22 protein-coding genes are annotated in these 20,590 nt (G+C 70.5%); 12 read left to right on the top strand and 10 right to left on the bottom strand.

The features are described from left to right. Positions 1-20 precede the first annotated feature (20 nt). A complete protein-coding gene (locus OG462_RS27085) occupies positions 21-1,601 on the bottom strand; it encodes a methylmalonyl-CoA mutase (RefSeq protein ID WP_406061469.1) in 1,581 nt (526 codons plus the stop codon). A 123-nt stretch (positions 1,602-1,724) separates the two neighbouring features. Between OG462_RS27085 and OG462_RS27080 the strand changes: the two genes are divergently transcribed. Next, positions 1,725-2,609 (top strand): L,D-transpeptidase family protein, encoded by an 885-nt coding sequence (locus OG462_RS27080; RefSeq protein WP_406061468.1) that lies wholly within the window; start codon positions 1,725-1,727, stop codon positions 2,607-2,609. 155 nt (positions 2,610-2,764) lie between these two features. Here OG462_RS27080 and OG462_RS27075 read toward each other — a convergent pair whose 3' ends face one another. Beyond that, positions 2,765-3,880: a hypothetical protein gene (locus OG462_RS27075; RefSeq protein WP_406061466.1), complete on the bottom strand. Its 1,116-nt coding sequence runs from the start codon at positions 3,878-3,880 to the stop codon at positions 2,765-2,767. After that, the gene (locus tag OG462_RS27070; protein WP_406061464.1) at positions 3,880-4,569 is read right to left on the bottom strand and encodes an RNA polymerase sigma factor; all 690 of its coding nucleotides are present in this window, start codon (positions 4,567-4,569) and stop codon (positions 3,880-3,882) included. The genes OG462_RS27075 and OG462_RS27070 overlap by 1 nt, the downstream gene beginning before the upstream one ends. 377 nt (positions 4,570-4,946) lie before the next feature. Here OG462_RS27070 and OG462_RS27065 point away from each other — a divergent pair, with 377 nt between their 5' ends. After that, positions 4,947-5,690 (top strand): Clp protease N-terminal domain-containing protein, encoded by a 744-nt coding sequence (locus OG462_RS27065; protein WP_406061462.1) that lies wholly within the window; start codon positions 4,947-4,949, stop codon positions 5,688-5,690. 5 nt (positions 5,691-5,695) lie between these two features. Here OG462_RS27065 and OG462_RS27060 read toward each other — a convergent pair whose 3' ends face one another. The 4 genes from OG462_RS27060 to OG462_RS27045 form a co-directional block, all read right to left on the bottom strand. Next, positions 5,696-6,268, bottom strand: a complete 573-nt coding sequence (locus tag OG462_RS27060; protein WP_406061461.1) for a hypothetical protein — start codon at positions 6,266-6,268, stop codon at positions 5,696-5,698. A 66-nt stretch (positions 6,269-6,334) separates the two neighbouring features. Further along, entirely contained in the window at positions 6,335-6,979 is a 645-nt protein-coding gene (locus OG462_RS27055; protein ID WP_406061459.1) for a DUF4328 domain-containing protein, read from the bottom strand. 121 nt (positions 6,980-7,100) lie between these two features. Then, a complete protein-coding gene (locus OG462_RS27050; RefSeq protein ID WP_406061457.1) occupies positions 7,101-7,442 on the bottom strand; it encodes a type II toxin-antitoxin system VapC family toxin in 342 nt (113 codons plus the stop codon). A 25-nt stretch (positions 7,443-7,467) separates the two neighbouring features. Then, positions 7,468-9,090 carry a beta-N-acetylhexosaminidase gene (locus OG462_RS27045; protein WP_406061455.1) on the bottom strand — a complete coding sequence of 541 codons (1,623 nt, stop codon included), beginning with the start codon at positions 9,088-9,090 and terminating at the stop codon, positions 7,468-7,470. 239 nt (positions 9,091-9,329) lie between these two features. On the opposite strand from OG462_RS27045, the gene OG462_RS27040 reads away from it, so the two are divergent. The 6 genes from OG462_RS27040 (at position 9,330) to OG462_RS27015 (ending at position 14,120) form a co-directional block, all read left to right on the top strand. Further along, entirely contained in the window at positions 9,330-9,899 is a 570-nt protein-coding gene (locus OG462_RS27040) for a 2-oxo-4-hydroxy-4-carboxy-5-ureidoimidazoline decarboxylase (protein ID WP_406066735.1), read from the top strand. Positions 9,900-10,091: 192 nt separating this feature from the next. Next, the gene (sdhC, locus tag OG462_RS27035; RefSeq protein ID WP_015035721.1) at positions 10,092-10,472 is read left to right on the top strand and encodes a succinate dehydrogenase, cytochrome b556 subunit; all 381 of its coding nucleotides are present in this window, start codon (positions 10,092-10,094) and stop codon (positions 10,470-10,472) included. A gap of 8 nt (positions 10,473-10,480) precedes the next feature. Next, entirely contained in the window at positions 10,481-10,960 is a 480-nt protein-coding gene (locus tag OG462_RS27030) for a succinate dehydrogenase hydrophobic membrane anchor subunit (RefSeq protein ID WP_406061453.1), read from the top strand. A gap of 25 nt (positions 10,961-10,985) precedes the next feature. Further along, the gene (gene sdhA, locus OG462_RS27025; RefSeq protein WP_406061452.1) at positions 10,986-12,740 is read left to right on the top strand and encodes a succinate dehydrogenase flavoprotein subunit; all 1,755 of its coding nucleotides are present in this window, start codon (positions 10,986-10,988) and stop codon (positions 12,738-12,740) included. Next, the gene (locus OG462_RS27020) at positions 12,740-13,498 is read left to right on the top strand and encodes a succinate dehydrogenase iron-sulfur subunit (RefSeq protein ID WP_267045435.1); all 759 of its coding nucleotides are present in this window, start codon (positions 12,740-12,742) and stop codon (positions 13,496-13,498) included. The genes sdhA and OG462_RS27020 overlap by 1 nt, the downstream gene beginning before the upstream one ends. Before the next feature lie 85 nt (positions 13,499-13,583). Then, the gene (locus tag OG462_RS27015; RefSeq protein ID WP_406061449.1) at positions 13,584-14,120 is read left to right on the top strand and encodes a hypothetical protein; all 537 of its coding nucleotides are present in this window, start codon (positions 13,584-13,586) and stop codon (positions 14,118-14,120) included. A 157-nt stretch (positions 14,121-14,277) separates the two neighbouring features. Here the strand turns inward: OG462_RS27015 and OG462_RS27010 are convergent, their stop codons facing one another. Beyond that, positions 14,278-14,826 carry a MarR family winged helix-turn-helix transcriptional regulator gene (locus OG462_RS27010; RefSeq protein ID WP_406061447.1) on the bottom strand — a complete coding sequence of 183 codons (549 nt, stop codon included), beginning with the start codon at positions 14,824-14,826 and terminating at the stop codon, positions 14,278-14,280. Between the two features lie 101 nt (positions 14,827-14,927). Here OG462_RS27010 and OG462_RS27005 point away from each other — a divergent pair, with 101 nt between their 5' ends. Further along, positions 14,928-16,145: an MFS transporter gene (locus OG462_RS27005; RefSeq protein ID WP_406061445.1), complete on the top strand. Its 1,218-nt coding sequence runs from the start codon at positions 14,928-14,930 to the stop codon at positions 16,143-16,145. A gap of 25 nt (positions 16,146-16,170) precedes the next feature. On the opposite strand, the gene OG462_RS27000 is transcribed toward OG462_RS27005, so the two are convergent. Then, positions 16,171-16,941 (bottom strand): alpha/beta fold hydrolase, encoded by a 771-nt coding sequence (locus OG462_RS27000; RefSeq protein WP_406061443.1) that lies wholly within the window; start codon positions 16,939-16,941, stop codon positions 16,171-16,173. A 193-nt stretch (positions 16,942-17,134) separates the two neighbouring features. Here OG462_RS27000 and OG462_RS26995 point away from each other — a divergent pair, with 193 nt between their 5' ends. Genes OG462_RS26995 through OG462_RS26985 form a run of 3 tightly spaced genes read left to right on the top strand, consistent with a single transcriptional unit; the run spans position 17,135 to position 18,786 of the window. Continuing rightward, positions 17,135-17,569, top strand: coding sequence for a hypothetical protein (locus tag OG462_RS26995; protein WP_406061442.1), 435 nt, complete (start codon positions 17,135-17,137; stop codon positions 17,567-17,569). A 7-nt stretch (positions 17,570-17,576) separates the two neighbouring features. After that, positions 17,577-17,996, top strand: a complete 420-nt coding sequence (locus OG462_RS26990) for a thiol-disulfide oxidoreductase DCC family protein (RefSeq protein WP_406061440.1) — start codon at positions 17,577-17,579, stop codon at positions 17,994-17,996. A gap of 10 nt (positions 17,997-18,006) precedes the next feature. Beyond that, positions 18,007-18,786, top strand: a complete 780-nt coding sequence (locus tag OG462_RS26985; protein WP_406061439.1) for a TetR family transcriptional regulator — start codon at positions 18,007-18,009, stop codon at positions 18,784-18,786. A gap of 128 nt (positions 18,787-18,914) precedes the next feature. On the opposite strand, the gene OG462_RS26980 is transcribed toward OG462_RS26985, so the two are convergent. Then, positions 18,915-20,468, bottom strand: coding sequence for an ABC transporter substrate-binding protein (locus tag OG462_RS26980; protein WP_406061437.1), 1,554 nt, complete (start codon positions 20,466-20,468; stop codon positions 18,915-18,917). Positions 20,469-20,590: the final 122 nt, after the last annotated feature.

The raw sequence follows: 20,590 nt of genomic DNA, 5'->3' as shown, positions 1-20,590 counted from the left end.
GTGTTTCGTATCGCGGAAGATCAGAACGCGCCGGTCGGGACGTAGGTGCCCCAGATCTCGCGGAGTGCGTTGCAGACTTCGCCGACGGTGGCGCGGGCTTTGAGGGCGTCTTTCATGGGGTAGAGGACGTTGTCGGTGCCTTGGGCGGCTTTCTTGAGTTCGGTGAGGGCTGTGTCGACTGCTGTCTGGTCGCGTTCGGCGCGGAGCCGGGTGAGGCGCTGGGCCTGTTGGGTTTCGATGGCGGGGTCGACGCGGAGGGGTTCGTAGGGTTCCTCGACGTCGATGGTGTAGCGGTTGACGCCGACGACGACGCGTTCACCGTTGTCGGTCTGCTGGGCGATCCGGTAGGCGGAGTGCTCGATCTCGCTCTTCTGGAAGCCCTGCTCGATCGCGTCGACCGCGCCGCCCATGTCCTCGACCCTGGCCATCAGCTCCAGGGCCGCGGCCTCGACGTCGTCGGTCATCTTCTCCACGACGTAGGAGCCGGCGAACGGGTCGACGGTCGCGGTGACGTCCGTCTCGTGGGCGAGGACCTGCTGGGTGCGCAGGGCCAGGCGGGCGGACTTGTCCGTCGGCAGCGCGATCGCCTCGTCGAAGGAGTTGGTGTGCAGGGACTGCGTCCCGCCCAGGACCGCCGCCAGGCCCTGCACGGCGACCCGCACGAGGTTGACCTCGGGCTGCTGCGCGGTCAGCTGCACCCCCGCGGTCTGGGTGTGGAAACGCAGCATCTGCGACTTGGGGTTCCTCGCGCCGAACTCCTCCCTCATCACCCGCGCCCAGATCCGGCGGGCCGCCCGGAACTTCGCGACCTCCTCCAGGATCGTCGTGCGCGCCACGAAGAAGAACGACAGCCGCGGTGCGAAGTCGTCCACGTCCATCCCCGCCGCGAGGGCCGTGCGGACGTACTCGATACCGTCCGCGAGAGTGAACGCGATCTCCTGCGCGGGCGAGGCACCCGCCTCCGCCATGTGATAGCCGGAGATCGAGATCGTGTTCCACTTCGGGATCTCGGCCCGGCAGTACTTGAAGATGTCCGCGATCAGCCGCAGCGACGGCTTCGGCGGGAAAATGTAGGTGCCCCGCGCGATGTACTCCTTCAGCACATCGTTTTGGACCGTGCCCGTCAGCCGGCCCGCCTCGACACCCTGCTCCTCACCCACCAGCTGGTACATCAGCAGCAGCAGAGCCGCCGGGGCGTTGATCGTCATCGACGTCGAGACCCGGTCCAGCGGGATCCCGTCGAACAGGACCCGCATGTCCTCCACCGAATCGATCGCCACCCCCACCTTCCCCACCTCGCCCGAGGCGATCGGCGCGTCCGAGTCGTGCCCCATCTGCGTCGGCAGATCGAACGCGACGGACAGACCCATCGTGCCGTTCGCGATCAACTGCTTGTAACGCGCGTTCGACTCCACCGCCGTACCGAAACCCGCGTACTGACGCATCGTCCACGGACGCCCCGTGTACATCGACGGATACACACCACGCGTGAACGGATACCCACCCGGCTCACCCAGCCTCTCGGCAGGATCCCAGCCCTCCAACACCCCCGGCCCATAGACCGGCTCGATGGGCAGACCCGACTCCGACTCGCGCGCCATTGGTAGTGCCTCCCGCATAGCTTGGACCTTCCCCACAGCATGCGCGGATCGTGACCTTCCCGCGCAACCGCACACGCGCGGGAAGCATCCCTAGGTACACACGACTCGTCCCGGGGGGCAACGATGAAGCGGTCTTCTTCCGTCATACGCAGAGCGGTTCTGGCAGCGGCCTCGGTGGCCCTCGCCGCCGGTTGTACGGCCCAGGCGGCCGGCTCCGGAGCCGGCTCGGCGAGCCCGACGAAGGCGCCGACGACCGCGTCCCCCGCACCGACCGCGACCGGCACCCCGACCGACGCCCCGACCGAGGACGGCAAGCCCCCGTCCCCCTCGGCCACCACGGCAGCGCCCACCGACGCCCCCACCGGGACGCCGAAGCCCAAGGCCCTCATGGGCGACGGCGACGAGAGCGAGCAGGTCCGCGAGCTGCAGGCGCGGCTGCGGCAGCTCGGGCACTTCGACCGGGCGCCCACCGGTTTCTACGGCACGATGACGGCCGGCTCGGTCAAGGCCTTCCAGAAGAAGCAGGGTCTGTCCCGAACGGGTTCGGTCGACGAGGCGACCTGGCAGCGACTGCTCGGCGCGAGCCGGAAGCCGACCGCCGACGAGCTGAAGCCGTCGACGACCAACAAGCTGGACACCCCCGACGCGCGGTGCATGACCGGTCGGGTGCTGTGCATCAGCAAGGAGAGCCGGACGCTCGCCTGGATGATCGACGGCAAGGTCGTCTCGTCGATGGACGTCCGCTTCGGCTCGGAGAACACTCCGACCCGCGAGGGCACGTTCACCGTCGAGCGCAAGGTCCGTCAGGACTGGTCGCGGCTCTACCACACGCCGATGCCGCTCTCGATGTACTTCAGCCGCGGCCAGGCGGTGCACTACTCGGCGGACTTCGCGGCCCGCGGCTACAACGGGGCCTCGCACGGCTGCGTCAACGTCAGGGACCGGGCCAAGCTCACGACCCTCTTCGACCAGGTGAAGGTCGGCGACAAGGTCGTCGTCCACTGGTGACACGGGAGGGAAAGTAGAGGGCGCGGGTGGGACCGGGGGAACGTGCCCCACCCGCGCCATGTGCGCGGAGCCGTAGGTACGGGGGGAACCCCGGCTCACTGCGCGGCCGATGACCAGTCGGCTCACTCAGTACTGCGCCGACGGGTCGAGAAGTGTTACACCGGGAGCGGGAGGCGTGCGGTGACGCCCGTCCCGAGGGGGAGCACGGCGGTGAGCCGGGCGGGATCCGGGGTCGAGAACCGGGCCGTGTCGCGGCGGTCCTTGCCGGCGTCGCCGACACCGCCGTCGTTGCCCCAGTAGTCGCGCCCGTCCCCGTTCCCGCCGTCGCCCTTGCCGTCGCCGTCGGAGTCCTTCGGATCGTCCTTGCCGCCGTCCTCGGGCGTGCCCGTGGCGCCGCCGAGGATCCGGTCGCAGTAACGGCGCAGGGTGTCGCCGTCGCGCAGGAGCTTCGTGAGGCCCTTCCTGCCGGTGGCGTCGAGCTTCCCCGACCGGTACTCCCGGCAGGCCTTGAGAAGCCTCTCCCGGGACTTCGTACCGCTCAGGTCACCGCCTGTGACGCCGCCCGTGCCGCCGGTTTCCGTGCCCGGTCCGCCGGGGTCCGTGCCCGTGCCCGCCGTGCTCCTGCCCGGCTTCGGGGTGCCCGGCCCCGGGGTGCCCGTGCCGTGCCCGTCGGGGGCTCCGGTGGACGGTGCCGTGGTGCCGGTGCCGGCCGTGGGGGACGCGCCGGGCGTGGGGTCACCGCCGCCGCCCGGCTCCGCCGAAGGCGCCTCGGGGTCCGTGCGTATGCCGGGATCCTCCGAGACGAGCGGGTCGGCGGACTCCCCCGCCGTGACGGAACTGGCGGGCGCGGGACCCACCATCGGCAGCACACCCGTTCCCGCGGCGACGGCGACCCCTCCGACGGTGACGGCGGCCACCGCGGCGGCGAGTCCGTACCGCAGGGAACGCCCCCAGCGGCGGCGCGGGGCGGGCACGGGGGCGAGCCGGACCCGGCCGAGATCGGCGTGCTCGGTGCGGCCGGCCGCACCCGCGGTGACGGGGGCGGCGGCGCGCTCGGCGATGGCCTCGCGGAAGGCGGCGAGCGCGGCGGCCTCACCCGGGAGTTCGGTGCGCGCGGACGGGAGGACGGTCGGGACACGGGCCGCGTCGAGAGCTCCGGCGAGGTGCTCGGCCTGGGAACGCGCGTGGTCGTCGACGGCATCGACCGGCTCGCCGCGGAGCAGCCGCTCCGCGGCCTCCTGGTCGAGCCACTGGTACCGCTCGTCGGCCATCACATGTCCTTCTGCGTACGCGGACGCGATTGCGTCACACCGCCGGGGGTCACGGACCCCTGCACGCGCCCGCGTTGCGGAGGCACACCGTCCAGGGAGACGACGGCCTCGCCGAGGCCGTCGGGCCCGGCAGTCTCGCCGTCGACACCGAGGAGTTCGGCGAGCTTCCTGAGGCCGCGGTGGGCGGCGGTGCGTACGGCTCCGGGGCGTTTCCCAAGGGTGTCGGCGGCGGTCTTGGCGTCGAGTCCGACGACGACGCGGAGGACGACGGCCTCGGCCTGGTCCTGCGGAAGCTGGGCGATCAACTGCATGGTGTGGCCGGTGGCCAGCGCCTCCAGGGCTTCGCCCGCGGTGTCGGACGTGGCGGGCTTGTCGGTGAGTTCGGTCTCGTCGGCTCCGACCGCGGGGCGCCTGCCGCGCATCCGGACATGGTCGAGGGCGCGGTTGCGGGCGATCCGGGCCGCCCAGCCTCGGAAGCGGTCGGCGTCGCCGTCGAAACGGTCGAGGTCTCGGGCTATCTGGAGCCAGGCCTCCGAGGCGACGTCCTCGGCCTCGGTGTCGCCGACCAGTGTGCGTATGTAGCCGAGCAGCCGTGGATGCACGGCGCGATACACAGTACGGAACGCGTTCTCGTCCCCGTCCTGAGCAGCGAGCACCGCGGCCGTCAGCTCCGCGTCGTCCCCCAGCACTCCCCAAACCCTGTTCGTCGGTCGCGTTCTCGCTTCATCGCGGCTGGTCACCACCGCCACGCTGCCTCGCGCACCTGCACGCTACGTCGTGTCGCGGCGCCGCGTCCACGCGATCCGGGGTCTTTGTACAACTTGCAACCTTCGGGCGGTGGTGTGCGCGATGCCGCCGGCAAAGTCGCGGTGTGCGCGGTGTGACAGAAACCGCACCCCTGGCGCTGAAAGGAGTACGGAGCCGTGCTGCGGCTCCGTGGACGACGGCCGGGGTCTCTCCTGTGGGGGGTGGCGACCTCGGCCGTCTCCCATTTCCCCCCTTTCACCCCCCATGAAGGTGTCAACCGAAGGTTGACAGGGGAGGGGTGTCAACCTACGGTTGCCTCATGACGAATCCAGTCGGCCTGAATGTCCCTGTCCGTCTCGACGAGCTCATCGAAGCGATCAAGAAAGTCCACCCCGACGCCCTGGAGCAACTCTCCGGCGCGGTCATCGCGGCAGACCACCTCGGCGATGTCGCCGACCACCTCATCGGCCACTTCGTGGACCAGGCCCGGCGCTCCGGCGCCTCCTGGACCGACATCGGCCGCAGCATGGGCGTCACCCGCCAGGCGGCCCAGAAGCGGTTCGTCCCCAAGGACCCCGACGCGGAGAAGATGGACCCGAACGCCGGGTTCAGCCGCTTCACCCCCCGGGCGCGGAACGTGATCGTCTCCTCCCAGAACGAGGCCAAGAGCGCCGGGAACGACGAGATCCTCACCGGCCACCTGGCACTCGGCCTGCTCTCCGAGCCCGAAGGGCTCGCGGCGCTCTGGATCGCCTCGCGGGGCGTGACCCCGGAGCAGCTGCGCGAGGCCGTCACGGCGACCCTGCCGCCGGCCGCCGCCGAGGTGCCCGCGCTCGTCCCGTACGACGCGGCGGCGAAGAAGGTCCTGGAGCTGACGTTCCGCGAGGCGCTGCGCCTCGGCCACAACTACGTCGGCACCGAGCACATCCTGCTCGCCCTCCTGGAGCACGAGGACGGTAGGGGCGTCCTGACAGGACTCGGCCTCGACAAGGCCACGGCGGAGCAGCAGATCGCCGAGACGATCGCCTCGGCGACGATCGCGGCCCCGGAGGAGGATTCCTAGGAGCTTCAGGCGGTGCGGGCCCGGCGCGAGACGACCGCGCGCAGCACCCGGCCGCCCTCGACGGAGAGCTCACGGGCCCGGCGCAGACCGGTCGGGCCGTGGGCGACCGATTCGAGGACGGTCTGCTGGCGGCGGAGTTCCCCGGCGAGCAACGGGCCCGCGCCGTCCGCGTCCCCGGCCCGGCAGCGCTCGACGAGACCGTCGGGCGCCTCTGCCGCGTCGTACCGGCCGTGCAGGGTGAGGGCGGTGACGGAGCACTCACCGGCCCAGACGCGCAGGGCCTCGGCCGTCCAGACCGCGGGGGCGTACGCCAGCATGCCGCGTACGGCCTCGGCGTCCTCCGTACCGTCGGCGCCCAGCTCGGCGTCGAGCTCGACGCGGGCCTTGGCGACGGCCTCGCCCCAGGCCTCGCCGTCGCCGCGTGCGACGGCCGCCCACACGGGACGCAGGGCGTCGCCCCGGTCGCCGGCGAGCAGCGGGAGGCAGCGGTCGAGGCAGGCGAGACCGGCCGCGGCCAGGCCTCGCTCGTCCGCCCCGTCGATCAGTTCCAGCAGGCTCCGACTCGTCGCCGACGTCATGGACGCCCCCTTGCCACCCGATACGGACGCAGTACGTCCACTACTGCGCCGTGCGGCGCTTTTTCGTCACTGCGCGGCCGGAATCATGCCAGTGGCCTTGGCGTGCTGCATAGAGGTCAGACGCCGGACGAAGAGGATGGCGAGGACGGCGGCGGCGAGGTCGAGGGCGTAGCCCGTGAGGGACCAGGCTGATGCGGTGACATAGGCGTCGGCGGTCTCGGCTCCCTTGTACAGCTGGGCTGAGATCCGGTCCATCACCATGCTGGCGACCCAGAACGACCACCATGCGTTGAGGAGGGTCAGCTCCCGGGCGCCGTCTGCGGCGTACGGCTCCCAGCGGCTGGCCCGCCAGATGTCGGCGGCGACCCCCCGGGGAATCCACAGGTTGCCGATCGGGATGAACCAGCCGCCGATGGCCCAGCCAGGCTTCCGGCCCTGCAGGTCAGCGGCCCAGACCTCGGCGTTCTTGCGCAGCCGGTGGAACCAGACGATGAAGACGATCCCGGTCGCCACGTACAGCGTGAAAGCCGGGCTGTAGAGCACGTTCAGATCGAGAGCGCCGAACACGGCCGGATCGAAGTAGTCCGCAGCGCTGTCGGTGAACAGGAAGCGGAGCTCGATCGCGCCGAACAGGACGTCGAAGAGAATGTTGCCCGCGAGCAGGGCCACGACGGCGTGCGAAAGGCCGCCCGGATTTCGGAGTGTGAGCATGTGGTTCCCCCCAGGGAAGGTCGGCGCCCCTCCCCGAGACGCCGGCGGTGGCCGAGCAGCCGCCGCCGGGGGAACGTACGCGATCCGGATGCCGCCCGCCACCTGCGGGTTCAGCAGCGTCCTACCGCAGCCCGAGGACCTTCTCGTCGAACACCTCGACCGGGCATTCGGTGCGGGTGGCCCTTGCGCCGTCAAGGATCCGGGCATCGCTGGTCACCAGCGGGACGTCGTACCCCTCCACGAGCGCCACATACGTCGCGTCGTCGGCGGTGGGATTCGCGTACAGCTCGCGCACCCGGGGCAGCAGCTGGAGCTGCTCCGACCTGCGCAGCGGCAGCTCGGCGCAACCCGCGCAGGCGTCGTCCAGCTCGCGGGCGGTCAGTTCGCCGCCCCGGTGACGGCCCAAGAGGGCCGAGGTCACCTCGATGTCGACGAGATACGGGGCGAGCAGGCGCTCCCCCAAGCGAGGGCGTCGCGGCTTCTTCCGGTCACCGCACCTTCGTCGCCAGCGTCCTGAACTGCTCCCAGGTCATCGTCGGCGTTCGCGCGTCCCAGACCTTCTGGGCGAGGGCCGTCAGGGGCATCCGGATGCCGGTCGCCACCTGTGTCTGCGTCTGTGCGGCCGACAGGTCGCACCAGACCGCGAGCCGGGCGCCCAGGATCTGCGGGGCGTACCGCGCGGGCACCGGTGTCGTGCCGCGCAGGACCAGGGGGGTCCACTGCTCGTAGATCCGGCGGCCCGTCGGGTACGTGAACTGGTTCGGCTCGCCGAGGACGTAGTACAGGTACTCGTCGTTGAGGTTCACGACCTTGCGGCCCTCGGCCAGGTACTCCGCGGGCGGGCGCGCGCCGATCTCCTTGCCCGTCCAGTACTCGACCTCGATCCGCTGGTCGGCCGTGACGAAACCGCCGCGGAAGAACCCGTCGTTCCAGGCCTTGGCCGTCTTCCCGGCCGCGCGCACGACGGCGGCGCGGTCGTTCAGCCAGCCCTCGGCCAGGTCCTGGACCCCGGCCTGGGCCCCGTACTTCTGCCGGGCCGCCGTGGCGAGCTGCGGGTACGAGGTGGACGGGCTGCGGACGGTCAGCGCCTGGTACTCGTCGGCGCCGACGTGGAACCAGCCGCCGGGGAAGAGGGCGGAGTACTCGCGCAGCAGATCGTCGACGATCTGCGCCGACGCCGGCTTCGAGATGTCGATGGCGCCCTGGCGCGGCGTCCCCTGGACGTTGCGCAGCTGGAGGTCCGGGTGGGCGCGCAGGACGGCGCCGAGGTGTCCGGGCGAGTCGATCTCGGGCACGACGGTGATGTGCAGGCTCTGCGCGAGGGCGAGGATCCGGCGCACCTCGGCCTTGCTGAGGTGCTGGGCGGAGACGATCTCGGGGTGGCTGTCCGAGGCGATCCGGAAGCCCTGGTCGTCGGAGAAGTGCAGACCGAAGTGGTTGAGCTTGAGGTCGGCCATCTCGCGGAGCCGGTCCTCGATCCAGCCCGCGGTGAAGTACTTGCGGGCGATGTCGACGTTCAGTCCGCGCTGGGGCTTCGCGGGCGCGTCGGTGACGACGCCCTCGGGCATCGCGCCGGAGCCCTTCACCGACTGCTTGAGGGTGCGGGTGCCGTAGAAGACCCCGGCCTCGTCGGGGCCGCTGATCCGGACCCGGTCGTCACGGACGGTCAGGGTGTACGACTCGGGGGCGCCGGTCCCGCCCAGCGCCAGTTCGACGTCCCCGGGCCCGGCGGCGACGGCGCCGCGGTACGGGATGCCGAGCTCCCCGGCGAGCAGTTTCCCCTCGTCGGCGAGGCCGGCGCTGTTCGCGGCGATGACGACCCCGGCGGGGGACGCGGGCTTCCAGCCGGGGCCGCGGGCGGCCTGGTGGTCGCGGACCGCGGGGACCGTGCGGGGTGCGGTGGAGAGCGGGTAGGTCCGGGTCGGTGTGGGCGTCGGACTGGGCGGCGCGCTGGTGGGCGCCGCGCTCGCGGACGTACCGGAAGGAGTGGCGGCGGACGAGCCCGAGCCGGTCGGTGAACCGGTGGAGCAGGCCGCCACGGTGGCCAGTGCCACCGTCGTCGCCAGAAGTGCGGGGCCCTTGTGGGGCCCTCGTATGGAGTACCGCATCATTCGGAATCCTCCCGTACGGCGGGCGGTCCGGCCAACCGGGGGACATCGCGGGGCATCACGACGGGCCGACCTGAACGCATTCGTCCATCACCTGTTCCGAAACTCTCCCTTCCGGGTGAAATTCGCGCATCCGTCGGACACTTCCCTCGTCCCGTCGATAACGTTGCGTCACACCCACCCCATCGCGCCCGTCCCCCCGCGCGATCGGGCCCACCCGTCCCGGAGTACCGGAGCCCACGCTGACCAGCGACACCCATGTCCCCTGCCGCAAGCCGGGCTCCACGGACACGCCTGCCATACCCGCCCAGAACAGGGGCTCCCATCTCCACGGCCTCGCGGGCTTCAACGCCGCCGCGCCCGTCGAGGCCGAGGCCCTGCTCCTGTCGTGCTGCCACAGCCGCCGCTGGGCCGAACGGGTGGCGGCGCACCGTCCGTACCCCACCGTGGACGCGCTGCTCGCCGCCGCCGACGAGGCCGGGTACGACCTGTCCCGCGCCGACCTCGACGAGGCCCTGGCCGCCGAGTCCTCGGCCCTGCCGCACCCCGACGCCCCGCCGGCCGCGCGGACCGCGCTGCGGGCCGCCCATGCCGCGTACGAGAGCAGCTTCGGACACGCGTTCGTGATCAGCCTGGACGGAGTGCGGCCGGGAGAGCGGCTCGACCAGGTATTGGCAGGCATTCGGTCACGTCTCGGCAACGAACCGGAGGAGGAACGTGTGGTCGCCGCCGACGAACTGAGGCGGCTCGCCCGCGCCCGGCTGGCATTCCGTCTCGCGGAGGCCCTCACACCGCGACACTCCGGGCCGTGAATCCGTCCGGAATACGGCGATTCCGGCCTGTGCGATAGTCCGTCCGTGCCTGTTTGATCACACCGATGGACCCCGCGCGAGCGAACCGACAAGTCGTCGCTACGATGACCGGGGCCGGTGGACCGTACCCGGCCGGGTCAGACCGACAGAGAAGCCGGCCGACCCTGATCCCCGCTCCCGGAGGGTTTTTCCGTGCCGGCTGGAACGCTGTACCGCGGCCGGGAAGGAATGTGGAGCTGGGTGGCTCATCGAGTCACCGGCGTCCTCATCTTCTTCTTCCTGTTCGTACACGTGCTGGACACCGCTCTCGTCCGCGTCTCCCCCGAGGCGTACGACGAGGTCGTCGCGACCTACAAGACGCCGATCGTCGCTCTTCTCGAGTACGGCCTCGTCGCTGCCATCCTCTTCCACGCGCTGAACGGTCTCCGTGTCATCGCCGTGGACTTCTGGTCCAAGGGCCCGCGCTACCAGAAGCAGATGCTCTGGACCGTCGTGGGCATCTGGGTCGTGCTGATGGCGGGCTCGCTGTACCCCGTCCTCGGCCACGCCGCACGTGAACTGTTCGGGAGCTGACGCCAGATATGTCCGCTGACACCACCTCCGCCGCCATCGGCCCCGTCGAGGGCGGCGCGCACTACGACGTGGACAACCCCGCGCCGTACATCGAGGCCCCGCGCAAGCGCACCGGCAAGACGCCGAAGGCGACCCGTGGCAACTTCGAGATGGCCGCGTGGCTCTTCATGCGCCTCTCGGGCGTGGTCCTCGTCGTCCTGGTCCTCGGCCACCTGCTGATCCAGCTCTTCCTCGACGGCGGCGTCTCCAAGATCGGCTTCGCCTTCGTGGCCGGCCGCTGGGCGTCCCCGTTCTGGCAGGTCTGGGACCTGCTGATGCTCTGGCTCGCCATGCTGCACGGCGCCAACGGCCTCCGTACCGTCATCAACGACTACGCGGAGCGGGCCAACACGCGCCTGTGGCTCAAGGGCCTGCTGTACACCGCCACGGTGTTCACCATCCTTCTGGGCACGCTGGTGATCTTCACCTTCGACCCGAACATCCGCTAGGCACGGGGCTGAGGTAATCCACGTCATGAAGATCCACAAGTACGACACCGTCATCGTCGGAGCCGGCGGCGCCGGCATGCGCGCCGCCATCGAGTCGACGAAGCGCAGCCGCACCGCCGTGCTGACGAAGCTCTACCCCACCCGGTCCCACACGGGCGCCGCGCAGGGCGGCATGGCCGCCGCGCTGGCGAACGTGGAGGAGGACAACTGGGAGTGGCACACCTTCGACACGGTCAAGGGCGGTGACTACCTGGTCGACCAGGACGCCGCCGAGATCCTGGCGAAGGAGGCCATCGACGCCGTCCTCGACCTGGAGAAGATGGGCCTGCCGTTCAACCGGACCCCGAACGGCACCATCGACCAGCGCCGCTTCGGCGGTCACTCCCGCAACCACGGCGAGGCCCCGGTCCGCCGGTCCTGCTACGCCGCGGACCGCACCGGCCACATGATCCTCCAGACGCTGTACCAGAACTGCGTCAAGGAGGGTGTGGAGTTCTTCAACGAGTTCTACGTCCTGGACCAGCTCATCGTCGAGGTCGACGGTGTGAAGCACTCCGCGGGCGTCGTCGCGTACGAGCTGGCCACCGGCGAGATCCACATCTTCCAGGCCAAGGCCGTGATCTACGCGTCCGGCGGCACCGGCAAGTTCTTCAAGGTGACCTCCAACGCGCACACCCTGACCGGTGACGGCCAGGCCGCGTGCTACCGCCGCGGTCTGCCCCTGGAGGACATGGAGTTCTTCCAGTTCCACCCGACGGGCATCTGGCGCATGGGCATCCTGCTGACGGAGGGCGCCCGCGGTGAGGGCGGCATCCTCCGCAACAAGGACGGCGAGCGCTTCATGGAGAAGTACGCGCCGGTCATGAAGGACCTCGCGTCCCGTGACGTCGTCTCCCGCTCCATCTACACGGAGATCCGCGAGGGCCGCGGCTGCGGTCCCGAGGGCGACCACGTCTACCTGGACCTGACGCACCTTCCGCCGGAGCAGCTCGACGCCAAGCTCCCGGACATCACCGAGTTCGCCCGTACGTACCTCGGCATCGAGCCGTACACGGACCCGATCCCGATCCAGCCCACCGCGCACTACGCGATGGGCGGCATCCCGACCAACGTCCAGGGTGAGGTCCTCTCGGACAACACCACGGTCGTCCCGGGCCTGTACGCGGCCGGCGAGGTCGCCTGCGTGTCGGTGCACGGCGCCAACCGCCTCGGCACCAACTCGCTGCTCGACATCAACGTCTTCGGCAAGCGCTCCGGCATCGCCGCGGCCGAGTACTCCGCCAAGCACGACTACGTCGAGCTGCCGGAGAACCCGGAGTCCCTCGTCGTCGCGACGATCGAGAAGCTGCGCAACTCCACGGGTCACGAGCGGGTGGCGGACATCCGCCGCGAGCTGCAGGAGACCATGGACGCCAACGTGATGGTGTTCCGCACCGAGCAGACGATCAAGACGGCCGTCGAGAAGATCGCCGAGCTGCGCGAGCGCTACGAGAACGTGTCCATCCAGGACAAGGGCAAGCGCTTCAACACGGACCTCCTGGAGGCCATCGAGCTGGGCAACCTGCTCGAACTGGCCGAGGTCATGGCCGTCTCGGCCCTCGCGCGCAAGGAATCCCGCGGCGGTCACTACCGCGAGGACTACCCGAACCGCGACGACGTCAACTTCATGCGCCACACCATGGCGTACCGCGAGGTCGGCGAGGACGGCTCCGAGACCGTCCGTCTCGACTACAAGCCGGTCGTCCAGACCCGCTACCAGCCGATGGAGCGTAAGTACTGATGGCTACCCCCGTACTGGACAAGGTCGAGGCGGAGTCCGCCGCCTCCCCGTACATCACGGTCACGATGCGGATCCGCCGCTTCAACCCCGAGATCTCGGACGCCTCGGTCTGGGAAGACTTCCAGATCGAGATCGACCCGAAGGAGCGCGTCCTCGACGCCCTCCACAAGATCAAGTGGGACGTCGACGGCACGCTGACGTTCCGCCGGTCGTGCGCGCACGGCATCTGCGGCTCGGACGCGATGCGGATCAACGGCAAGAACAGGCTCGCCTGCAAGACGCTGATCAAGGACCTCAACCCCGACAAGCCGATCACCGTCGAGGCCATCAAGGGCCTCACGGTGCTGAAGGACCTTGTCGTCGACATGGAGCCCTTCTTCCAGGCGTACCGGGACGTCATGCCGTTCCTGGTCACCAAGGGCAACGAGCCGACGCGCGAGCGTCTGCAGACCGCCGAGGACCGCGAGCGCTTCGACGACACCACCAAGTGCATCCTGTGCGCCGCGTGCACGTCGTCCTGCCCGGTCTTCTGGAACGACGGCCAGTACTTCGGTCCGGCCGCGATCGTCAACGCGCACCGCTTCATCTTCGACTCGCGTGACGAGGCGGGCGAGCAGCGCCTGGAGATCCTGAACGACAAGGACGGCGTGTGGCGTTGCCGCACGACGTTCAACTGCACGGACGCCTGCCCGCGTGGCATCGAGGTCACGAAGGCGATCCAGGAAGTGAAGCGCGCGCTGATCACGCGTCGCTTCTGACACCTTTCCGGTTCGGTGTTTCGGCCCGCTTCTGTACGCTGCGGCGTGCAGGAGCGGGCTTTTTCTTTGTGAAGGACGGGGACTGATGAGCGAGCCGAACCCTTACCGGCCTGAGGAGTACGAGTGGGGCCCCGGGCAGCAGCAGCCGGGCACGCCCGCCTACGGGTACCCGCACACGCCGGCGTACCCGCAGACTCCGGCGTACCAGCCGACCCTGCCGGGCGGCGTGCCGGTGCCGCCGCAGCAGCAGGTGCCCGGAGTGCCGCCACAGACCGGGGGCGCCCCGGTGCTGAGCCTCGGTGACATCACCGTGGTGGGCGACCAGATCATCACGCCGGCCGGCGCGATGCCTCTCAAGGGCGCCGTGTGGAACGCGACGGACATGTCGCGGACCGAGGAGAAGATGCCCACGGTCGCCATCGTGCTGGCGATCGTGTTCTTCCTCTTCTGCCTGCTGGGCCTGCTGTTCCTCCTGATGAAGGAGAAGACGACCACCGGCTTCATCCAGGTCACGGTCACCAGCGGCGGCCGGCACCACTCGACGATGATCCCGGCGCGCGGCCCGGACACCTTCAACTGGGTGATGGGCCAGCTCAACTACGCGCGGTCGCTGAGCATGTGAGCGGTCGTCATCGGCAAGGGGGCGCCCGAGGGCGCCCCTTTGGCGTTTCCGGGGCGGTGGCGGCAGGCGGCGGCGCGGGTGTCGGCGGGCGTCCTTGGCAGGCGTCGGCGGCGGGCGGCGGCCCTACGACGTCGGCGGCCCTACGACGTCGGCGGCCCTACCAATGGCGGGTCGGCTCCGTCGACTCCGCCTCGATCATGATGCGCCGCAGCATGTCGTTGAGGAGGGCGCGCTCCTCGGGGGCGAGAACGCCGAGCAGGCGGTACTCCTCGTGGCCGAGGACGTCCATCGCGCCGAGCCAGGTCTCGCGGCCCGCGGCGGTCAGTTCGACGACGACCCGGCGCCGGTCGGTGGTGGACTGGGTACGGCGGACGAAGCCGCGCTTCTCCAGGGCGTCGAGGCGGCCGGTGACGGAGGCGGGGGCCAGGTCGAGGTCCTCGGCGAGCTCGGAGGGGGCCGCACTGCCGCCCCGGCCGGCGATCTTGTGCAGGGTGTCGAACTCGTGGCGCTCCAGGTCGAAGTCGACGAGCGACTGCTCCCTGACCCGGCGGAAGTGGACGGAGAGCTTCTTCATCCGGGTGACGGCGCCTTCGACGACGGGGTCGAGGCCGGGCAGGACGGGCTGCCAGCGGGCGACGTGCTCGTCGGTCCAGTCGTGTTGCGCGGGGGTCGCCCCCTCGGGGTCGGTCGCTTCCGTCGGCTCCATGGGGCGATCGTACGTCGCTGCTCCCGTTCCTCCATTCCAACTCCCTTCGGTACCGAATATTTCGTTGACGAATTATTCGGTACCGAAATACTATTCCGATCATGACCGCTGCCACCACCACGGCGCCGCCGCCCGCCCCCCATCCCCTTCGCACCCGCTCCTTCCGGTTGCTCCTCACCGGTCGCGCCCTCTCCCTCCTGGGCGACGCCGCGATCCCCGCCGCCCTCGCCCTCGCCGTCCTGGAGGCCACCGGCTCCACCTCCGCGCTCGCCCTGGTCCTCGGCTGCGCGATGGTGCCCAAGCTGCTCCTGCTGCCCCTCGGCGGCGTCGTCGGCGACCGCTTCGACGCCCGTACGGTCGCCCTCACCACGGATCTCGTACGCTGCGGCACCCAGCTGCTCGTCGGCATCCAACTCCTCGGCGGTACGCCGAGCCTGGCCGTCCTCGCGGTCGCCGAAGCGCTCGGCGGCGCGGCCGGGGCCTTCGCGATGCCGACCGTCTCACCCCTGGTGAAGGGCACGGTGGCGACCGAGTCGCTGCACCGGGCCAACGCGGCGATGAGCGTCGCCCGGAGCGCCACCCGGCTCGGCGGCCCCGCACTCGCCGGCACCCTGGTGCTGACCGTGGGACCGGGCTGGGCGTTCGTCCTCGACGCGGCGACCTTCGCCGTCAGCGCGCTCATCCTGACGGCGGTGAAGGTGAAGCGGGTGCCGATCCCGCGCCGCTCGCTCCGGGCCGATCTGGTCGAGGGCTGGCAGGAGGTCCGTTCCCGGGACTGGTACTGGACCAGCCTGATCGGCCACAGCGCCTGGAACGGCGCCGCGGCCGTCCTGATGACCCTCGGCCCCGCGGTCGCGGTGCAACGGCTCGGCGGCGGCACCACATGGGTCGTCCTGCTGCAGGTCGGCGCCGTCGGCTTCCTCCTCGGGGCACTGCTCGCCGGCCGATTCACCCCCCGGCGCCCGGTCCTCACGGCGAACCTCGGGCTCGCCACGTACGCGCTGCCACTGGTCCTGCTCGCGGTCGCCGCGCCCGCACCGCTGACGATCGCGGCCTACGGGCTCGCGCAGGCGGGACTCGGGTTCCTCTCCCCCGTATGGGACACCGCCGTCCAACGCGCGGTGCCCGCCCACGCGCTCGCCCGGGTCACCTCGTACGACTGGCTGCTCTCGCTGGCCGCCATGCCACTGGGATACGCGCTGGCGCCGCTCGCGGCCTCGGCCTGGGGCCCCGAGGTGCCGCTGCTCGTCGCGGCCGTCCTGGTGGGCGGCTGCTGCGCCGCGACGGCGCTCGTGCCGGGGGTCCGCCGCCTGTCGTGAGCGTGGTCGGCGGCACGGACAGGGGTTAGGAGGTGGCCGCCTCCGCCAGGAAGTCGGTGAGCAGCCGGGCGGTCTCGGCCGGGCGTTCCAGGGCGGGGAGGTGTCCGGCCCAGTCGAGGTCGACGCGGCGGGCGCCGGGGAGGAGGCGGGTGAGGTCGTCGGCGACCGCCCGGAAGTCGGGGAGGTCGTGGGCACCGACCGCCACGAGGGCGGGGACCTTGATCCCGGCGAGGTCGTCGGCGGTGACGCCGGGGGCGACCGGGTGGAACTCCTCGGGGACGGCGAGCTGGACCTCGAAGGCGTGCCGCTGCATCTCCCGGACGAGGGCGCGGGCCTCGGGTCCGGCCTCGGGGCCGAGCCAGGTGTCGACGTTGAGCTCGACGGCGGCGTCGAGGTCGCCCGCGTCGAGCAGTTCGTCCTCGCGGTCGCCCCAGGCGGCCAGCTCCTGGCTGGGCCGGAAGTCCGGGATGCCGGAGGCGAGCAGGGCGAGGGCGGAGACGTGGCCGGGGTGGCGGACGGCGAGTTCCAGGGCGACGCGGCCGCCGAAGGAGGAGCCGACGACGGCGGCCCGTTCGACGCCGAGGTGGTCGAGGAGGTCGCGTACGTCGTCGGCGTGGGTGTGTGCGGCATCGACGGGGGTGTCCCCGAAGCCGCGGAGGTCGCAGCGGACGACCCGGTGTCCGGCCTCGGCGAGTGCGTGGAACTGTCCGTCCCACATCCTGCGGTCGCAGACCCCGGAGTGCAGCAGGAGGACGGTCGAGGGGCCCTGGCCGGCCAGGTCGTGAGAGAGCGTCATCCGCCCGACCCTAGGCGGCGGGACCCGTGGTGACCACCGGGTTTGCGCAGACGCCGCACGCAGGGACCCGCATACGACCTGCCTACGACCCCCATCCGATTCCCATGCGACCCGCCCATGACTTGAACACGTTCAAAGAGAGGTCTACAGTCATGACCGCCAGCTTTTGAACGCGTTCAAGGGAGGGTGGGGCATGGACCTCACTGTCGTCGCGTACATCGTCTATCTGCTGATCAGCGTGGCCCTGACCATCTGGGTCGCGCGCACACTCAGCCGCAACGGAAGGATCTTCCTCGCGGACGTCCTGCACGGGAACGAGAAGCTCGCCGAAGCGGTCAACCACCTCCTGGTGGTCGGCTTCTACCTCGTCAACTTCGGCTTCGTCGCCCTCTATCTGAGCCAGGACGAGGCCGTCCTCGACGCCCGCGCGCTCTTCGAGGCGCTCTCCGTGAAGCTCGGGGTCGTGCTGCTCGTCCTCGGCGTGATGCACCTCGGGAACGTGTACGTCCTCAACAAGATCCGCCGCCGCGGGGTCATGGAGCGCGAACAGGTGCCGCCGGTCGGCCCGCAGGGCTGGACCCAGGCACCCAAGGCCGGCCCCTGGGCCCCGCCCGCACCCCAGGGCTGAGCCCGCCGTGCCGACGCCCGTGGGACGCCTGACCGTGCTGTACGACGCCGACTGCCCGCTCTGTGTGCACCTCAGACACTGGCTGCTCCGCCAGCGGCAGCTCGTCCCGCTGGACCTCGTACCGGCCGGGTCGCAGGAGGCCAGGCGCCGCTTCCCCGCCCTCGACCACGCCTCCACCCTGCGGGAGATCACCGTGGTCGGGGACCGGGGCCAGGTCTACCGGGAGACCTCCGCCTGGATCGTCTGCCTCTGGGCGCTCGCCGACCACCGGGCCAAGGCCCACTGGCTGGCCACCCCGGCCGGGCAGCCCTTCGCCCGGGTGACCGTCCTGGCGGCGGCGAAGTGGCGCGAGGCCCTCAAGGGGCCGGACACCAGGGACGGGCGCTGCGACGACGGGCGCTGCGAGGTGCCCGGTCCGCCCGGTTAGGCTCGGTCCCGTGAAGGACGTGAAGGAAGAGAAGAAGGCCGACGAGAAGAAGGCCCCGAAGAGCGAGCAGACCCGCACGCTCATCCTCGAGACCGCGCTCCGGCTGTTCAGGGAGCGCGGTTACGACAAGACGACGATGCGGGCCATCGCCCAGGAGGCCGGGGTCTCCGTCGGCAACGCGTACTACTACTTCTCGTCCAAGGAGCACCTCGTCCAGGGCTTCTACGACCGGATCGCCGAGGAGCACCAGGCGGCCGTCGAGCCCATCCTGACCGGCGGCGAGAAGGACCTCACGGCCCGGATCCGGGGGGTCTACCTCGGCTGGCTCGACATCGCGGAGCCGTACCACGAGTTCGCGTCCCAGTTCTTCAAGAACGCCGCCGACCCGGACAGCCCGCTCAGCCCCTTCTCACCCGAGTCGGAGGGCCCGCGCGAGGCCGCGATCGAGGTCCACCGGCGGGTCATCTCCGGCGCCTCGGTGAAGGTCGACCCGGAACTGGCCGAGGCCCTCCCGCGGTTGCTGTGGCTCCAGCAGATGGGGCTCGTCCTCTTCTGGGTGTACGACCGCTCGGAGGGCGCGGCCAACAGCCGCCGCCTGGTCGAGCGCCTCGCGCCGGTCACCGCCCGCGCGATCTCGCTCTCCCGCTTCCGGATCCTGCGCCCGCTGGTCAAGGAGACGCACGAGCTGCTCTCCGACTTCATGCCGACGGCAGCGGGAATGGCGGCCTCGGGCAAGCCCAAGAAGAGGACGAACCCGAAGCCGCCGGAGCCGGAGCCGGAGAACTCGTAACGCGCGGCCTGACTCGTGGCTGGCGGGACCGCGTCGTAACGGCGCGGCCTGACTCGTGGCCGGCGGACCTGCCTCGTCACGGCGGGACCTGCCTCGTGGCCGGCGGACCCGCCTCGTCACGGCGCGGCCTAGATCCAGCGCAGCTCCCACAGGCGCCAGATGCCCGTACCGTCCGTCAGGTACTGGGAGCCGGCGACCGCCTCCGTGGAGAGGACGTAGTCCTTCTTCTGCCACAGCGGGACGAGCGGCACGTCGGTCGCCACCTCGCTCTGGATCTCCTTGAAGTCGTCGGTCGCCCGGGAGCGGTCGCTGAACTGCTGCGTCGAGGAGATCAGGGAGTCGATCCGCTTGCTGGAGAACCCGTTGTGCAGGGTGTTCTCGGTGCCGACGAGCGGCGCGGTGAAGCTGTCGGAGTCGGGGAAGTCGGGGAGCCAGCCGACGGTGTACGCGTCGTAGGTGCCCTTCGCGTACGCCTTCTGGAACTCGGTCCACTTGACCTCGACGGTCTCGACCTCGAAGAGGCCGGTCTCCTCCAGCTGCCGCTTGATCTCGGCGGTCTCGGCGCCGTAGGTGGCGTCCGCGCGGTAGCCGAAGGTGAACTTCACCGGGGTCTTGATGCCGGCGTCCTTCAGGAGCCGCTTCGCCTTCTTGGCGTTCGGCCCCGGGTTGACGTCGTAGAACGCGGTGCTGTGCCCGATGAAGCCCTGCGGGATGAGGGAGTACAGCGGCTCGACCGTGCCCTTGTAGGCGCCGGTGGTGATCGCCGGACGGTCGAGGACCGCGGCGACGGCCTGCCGTACGGCCTTGTCGGCCATGGCCGAGCCGGGCCGCACGTTGAAGTTGAGGTTGCGGATCTCGGCGCTCTCCGCCTCGGTGACCCGCGTGCCGTCCTTGGTGTCCAGGGAGGAGACGAACTCCGGCGGCAGCTGCCGGTGCGTCACCTCGACGTCCTTCGCCTTCCAGGCGTTGGCGAGGTCCTCGGACTGGGCGAAGTACTTCACCAGGACCGGGCCGCCGCTCCGGGCGATGGCGCCCCGGTACGTCGGGTTGGGCTCGAGCAGGGCGGACTCGCCCTCCTTGTACTCCTTGAGGACGTACGGCCCCGAGCCGTCCACCGCGGAGCCGGTCCGCAGCGTGCCGGCCGGGTACTGGTCCTTGTCGACGATCGAGCCGGCGCCCGTGGCCACCTTCAGCGGGAACGTGGCGTCCCGGCCGCTCAGATGGAAGGTGACCTTGCGGCCCGAGGCCGAGACGCTCTTCAGGGTCGGGAACAGGGCCTTCGGGCCCACGTCCGTCTTGATGCGCAGCATCCGCTCGAAGGAGTACTTGACGTCCTCGGCGGTGACCTTGCGCCCGCTGGCGAACGAGAGGTCGTCGCGGAGCGTGCACTCGTACGTCGTGAGCTTCGAGCCCGCGAACCTGCAGCTCTCCGCCGCGTCCGGAACGGGGGTCGTGAACCCCGGCTTGAACGTCAGCAACGACTGGAAGACATTGCTGTACATGGCCCAGGAACCGGCGTCGTACGCGCCGGCCGGGTCCAGTGAAGTGACCTCGTCGGTTGTGCCGACGCTGATCGGATCGGTCCGGCCGCCGTCGGAGGGCAGGAGTTGCCAGCCCCCCACTCCGGCGGCCACCAGTACTCCACAAGTGATGAGGATCCGCAGACGGACCGTCGACCGCATTGCCGTGCTTCCTTTTTTCGTCCACCCCAGCTGCGACGGCCCCCCGGCATAGTCGCGATGGCGTCATCCCATCACACGGTTTTCACAAGTGGAAGAGAAAACTTTCACACCACAGGTATATG

Origin of the sequence: Streptomyces sp. NBC_01077 (assembly GCF_045162855.1) — a bacterium.
Classification (GTDB): domain Bacteria; phylum Actinomycetota; class Actinomycetes; order Streptomycetales; family Streptomycetaceae; genus Streptomyces.
The sequence above is the reverse complement of the archived record's forward strand: the minus strand, read 5'-3'. Positions and strand labels throughout refer to the sequence as shown.

Bases quoted from the DNA above. Each gene is read 5' to 3' on its own strand.
- OG462_RS27075 (WP_406061466.1), bottom strand. From the start codon at position 3,880: ATGGCCGACGAGCGGTACCAGTGGCTCGACCAGGAGGCCGCGGAGCGG.
- OG462_RS27085 (WP_406061469.1), bottom strand. From the start codon at position 1,601: ATGGCGCGCGAGTCGGAGTCGGGTCTGCCCATCGAGCCGGTCTATGGG.
- OG462_RS27060 (WP_406061461.1), bottom strand. From the start codon at position 6,268: ATGACGTCGGCGACGAGTCGGAGCCTGCTGGAACTGATCGACGGGGCG.
- OG462_RS27005 (WP_406061445.1), top strand. From the start codon at position 14,928: ATGACCGCTGCCACCACCACGGCGCCGCCGCCCGCCCCCCATCCCCTT.
- OG462_RS27000 (WP_406061443.1), bottom strand. From the start codon at position 16,941: ATGACGCTCTCTCACGACCTGGCCGGCCAGGGCCCCTCGACCGTCCTC.
- OG462_RS27080 (WP_406061468.1), top strand. From the start codon at position 1,725: ATGAAGCGGTCTTCTTCCGTCATACGCAGAGCGGTTCTGGCAGCGGCC.
- OG462_RS27020 (WP_267045435.1), top strand. From the start codon at position 12,740: ATGGCTACCCCCGTACTGGACAAGGTCGAGGCGGAGTCCGCCGCCTCC.
- OG462_RS27010 (WP_406061447.1), bottom strand. From the start codon at position 14,826: ATGGAGCCGACGGAAGCGACCGACCCCGAGGGGGCGACCCCCGCGCAA.
- OG462_RS27045 (WP_406061455.1), bottom strand. From the start codon at position 9,090: ATGATGCGGTACTCCATACGAGGGCCCCACAAGGGCCCCGCACTTCTG.
- OG462_RS26980 (WP_406061437.1), bottom strand. From the start codon at position 20,468: ATGCGGTCGACGGTCCGTCTGCGGATCCTCATCACTTGTGGAGTACTG.
- OG462_RS27065 (WP_406061462.1), top strand. From the start codon at position 4,947: ATGACGAATCCAGTCGGCCTGAATGTCCCTGTCCGTCTCGACGAGCTC.
- OG462_RS26995 (WP_406061442.1), top strand. From the start codon at position 17,135: ATGGACCTCACTGTCGTCGCGTACATCGTCTATCTGCTGATCAGCGTG.
- sdhA (WP_406061452.1), top strand. From the start codon at position 10,986: ATGAAGATCCACAAGTACGACACCGTCATCGTCGGAGCCGGCGGCGCC.
- OG462_RS27055 (WP_406061459.1), bottom strand. From the start codon at position 6,979: ATGCTCACACTCCGAAATCCGGGCGGCCTTTCGCACGCCGTCGTGGCC.
- OG462_RS27015 (WP_406061449.1), top strand. From the start codon at position 13,584: ATGAGCGAGCCGAACCCTTACCGGCCTGAGGAGTACGAGTGGGGCCCC.
- OG462_RS27030 (WP_406061453.1), top strand. From the start codon at position 10,481: ATGTCCGCTGACACCACCTCCGCCGCCATCGGCCCCGTCGAGGGCGGC.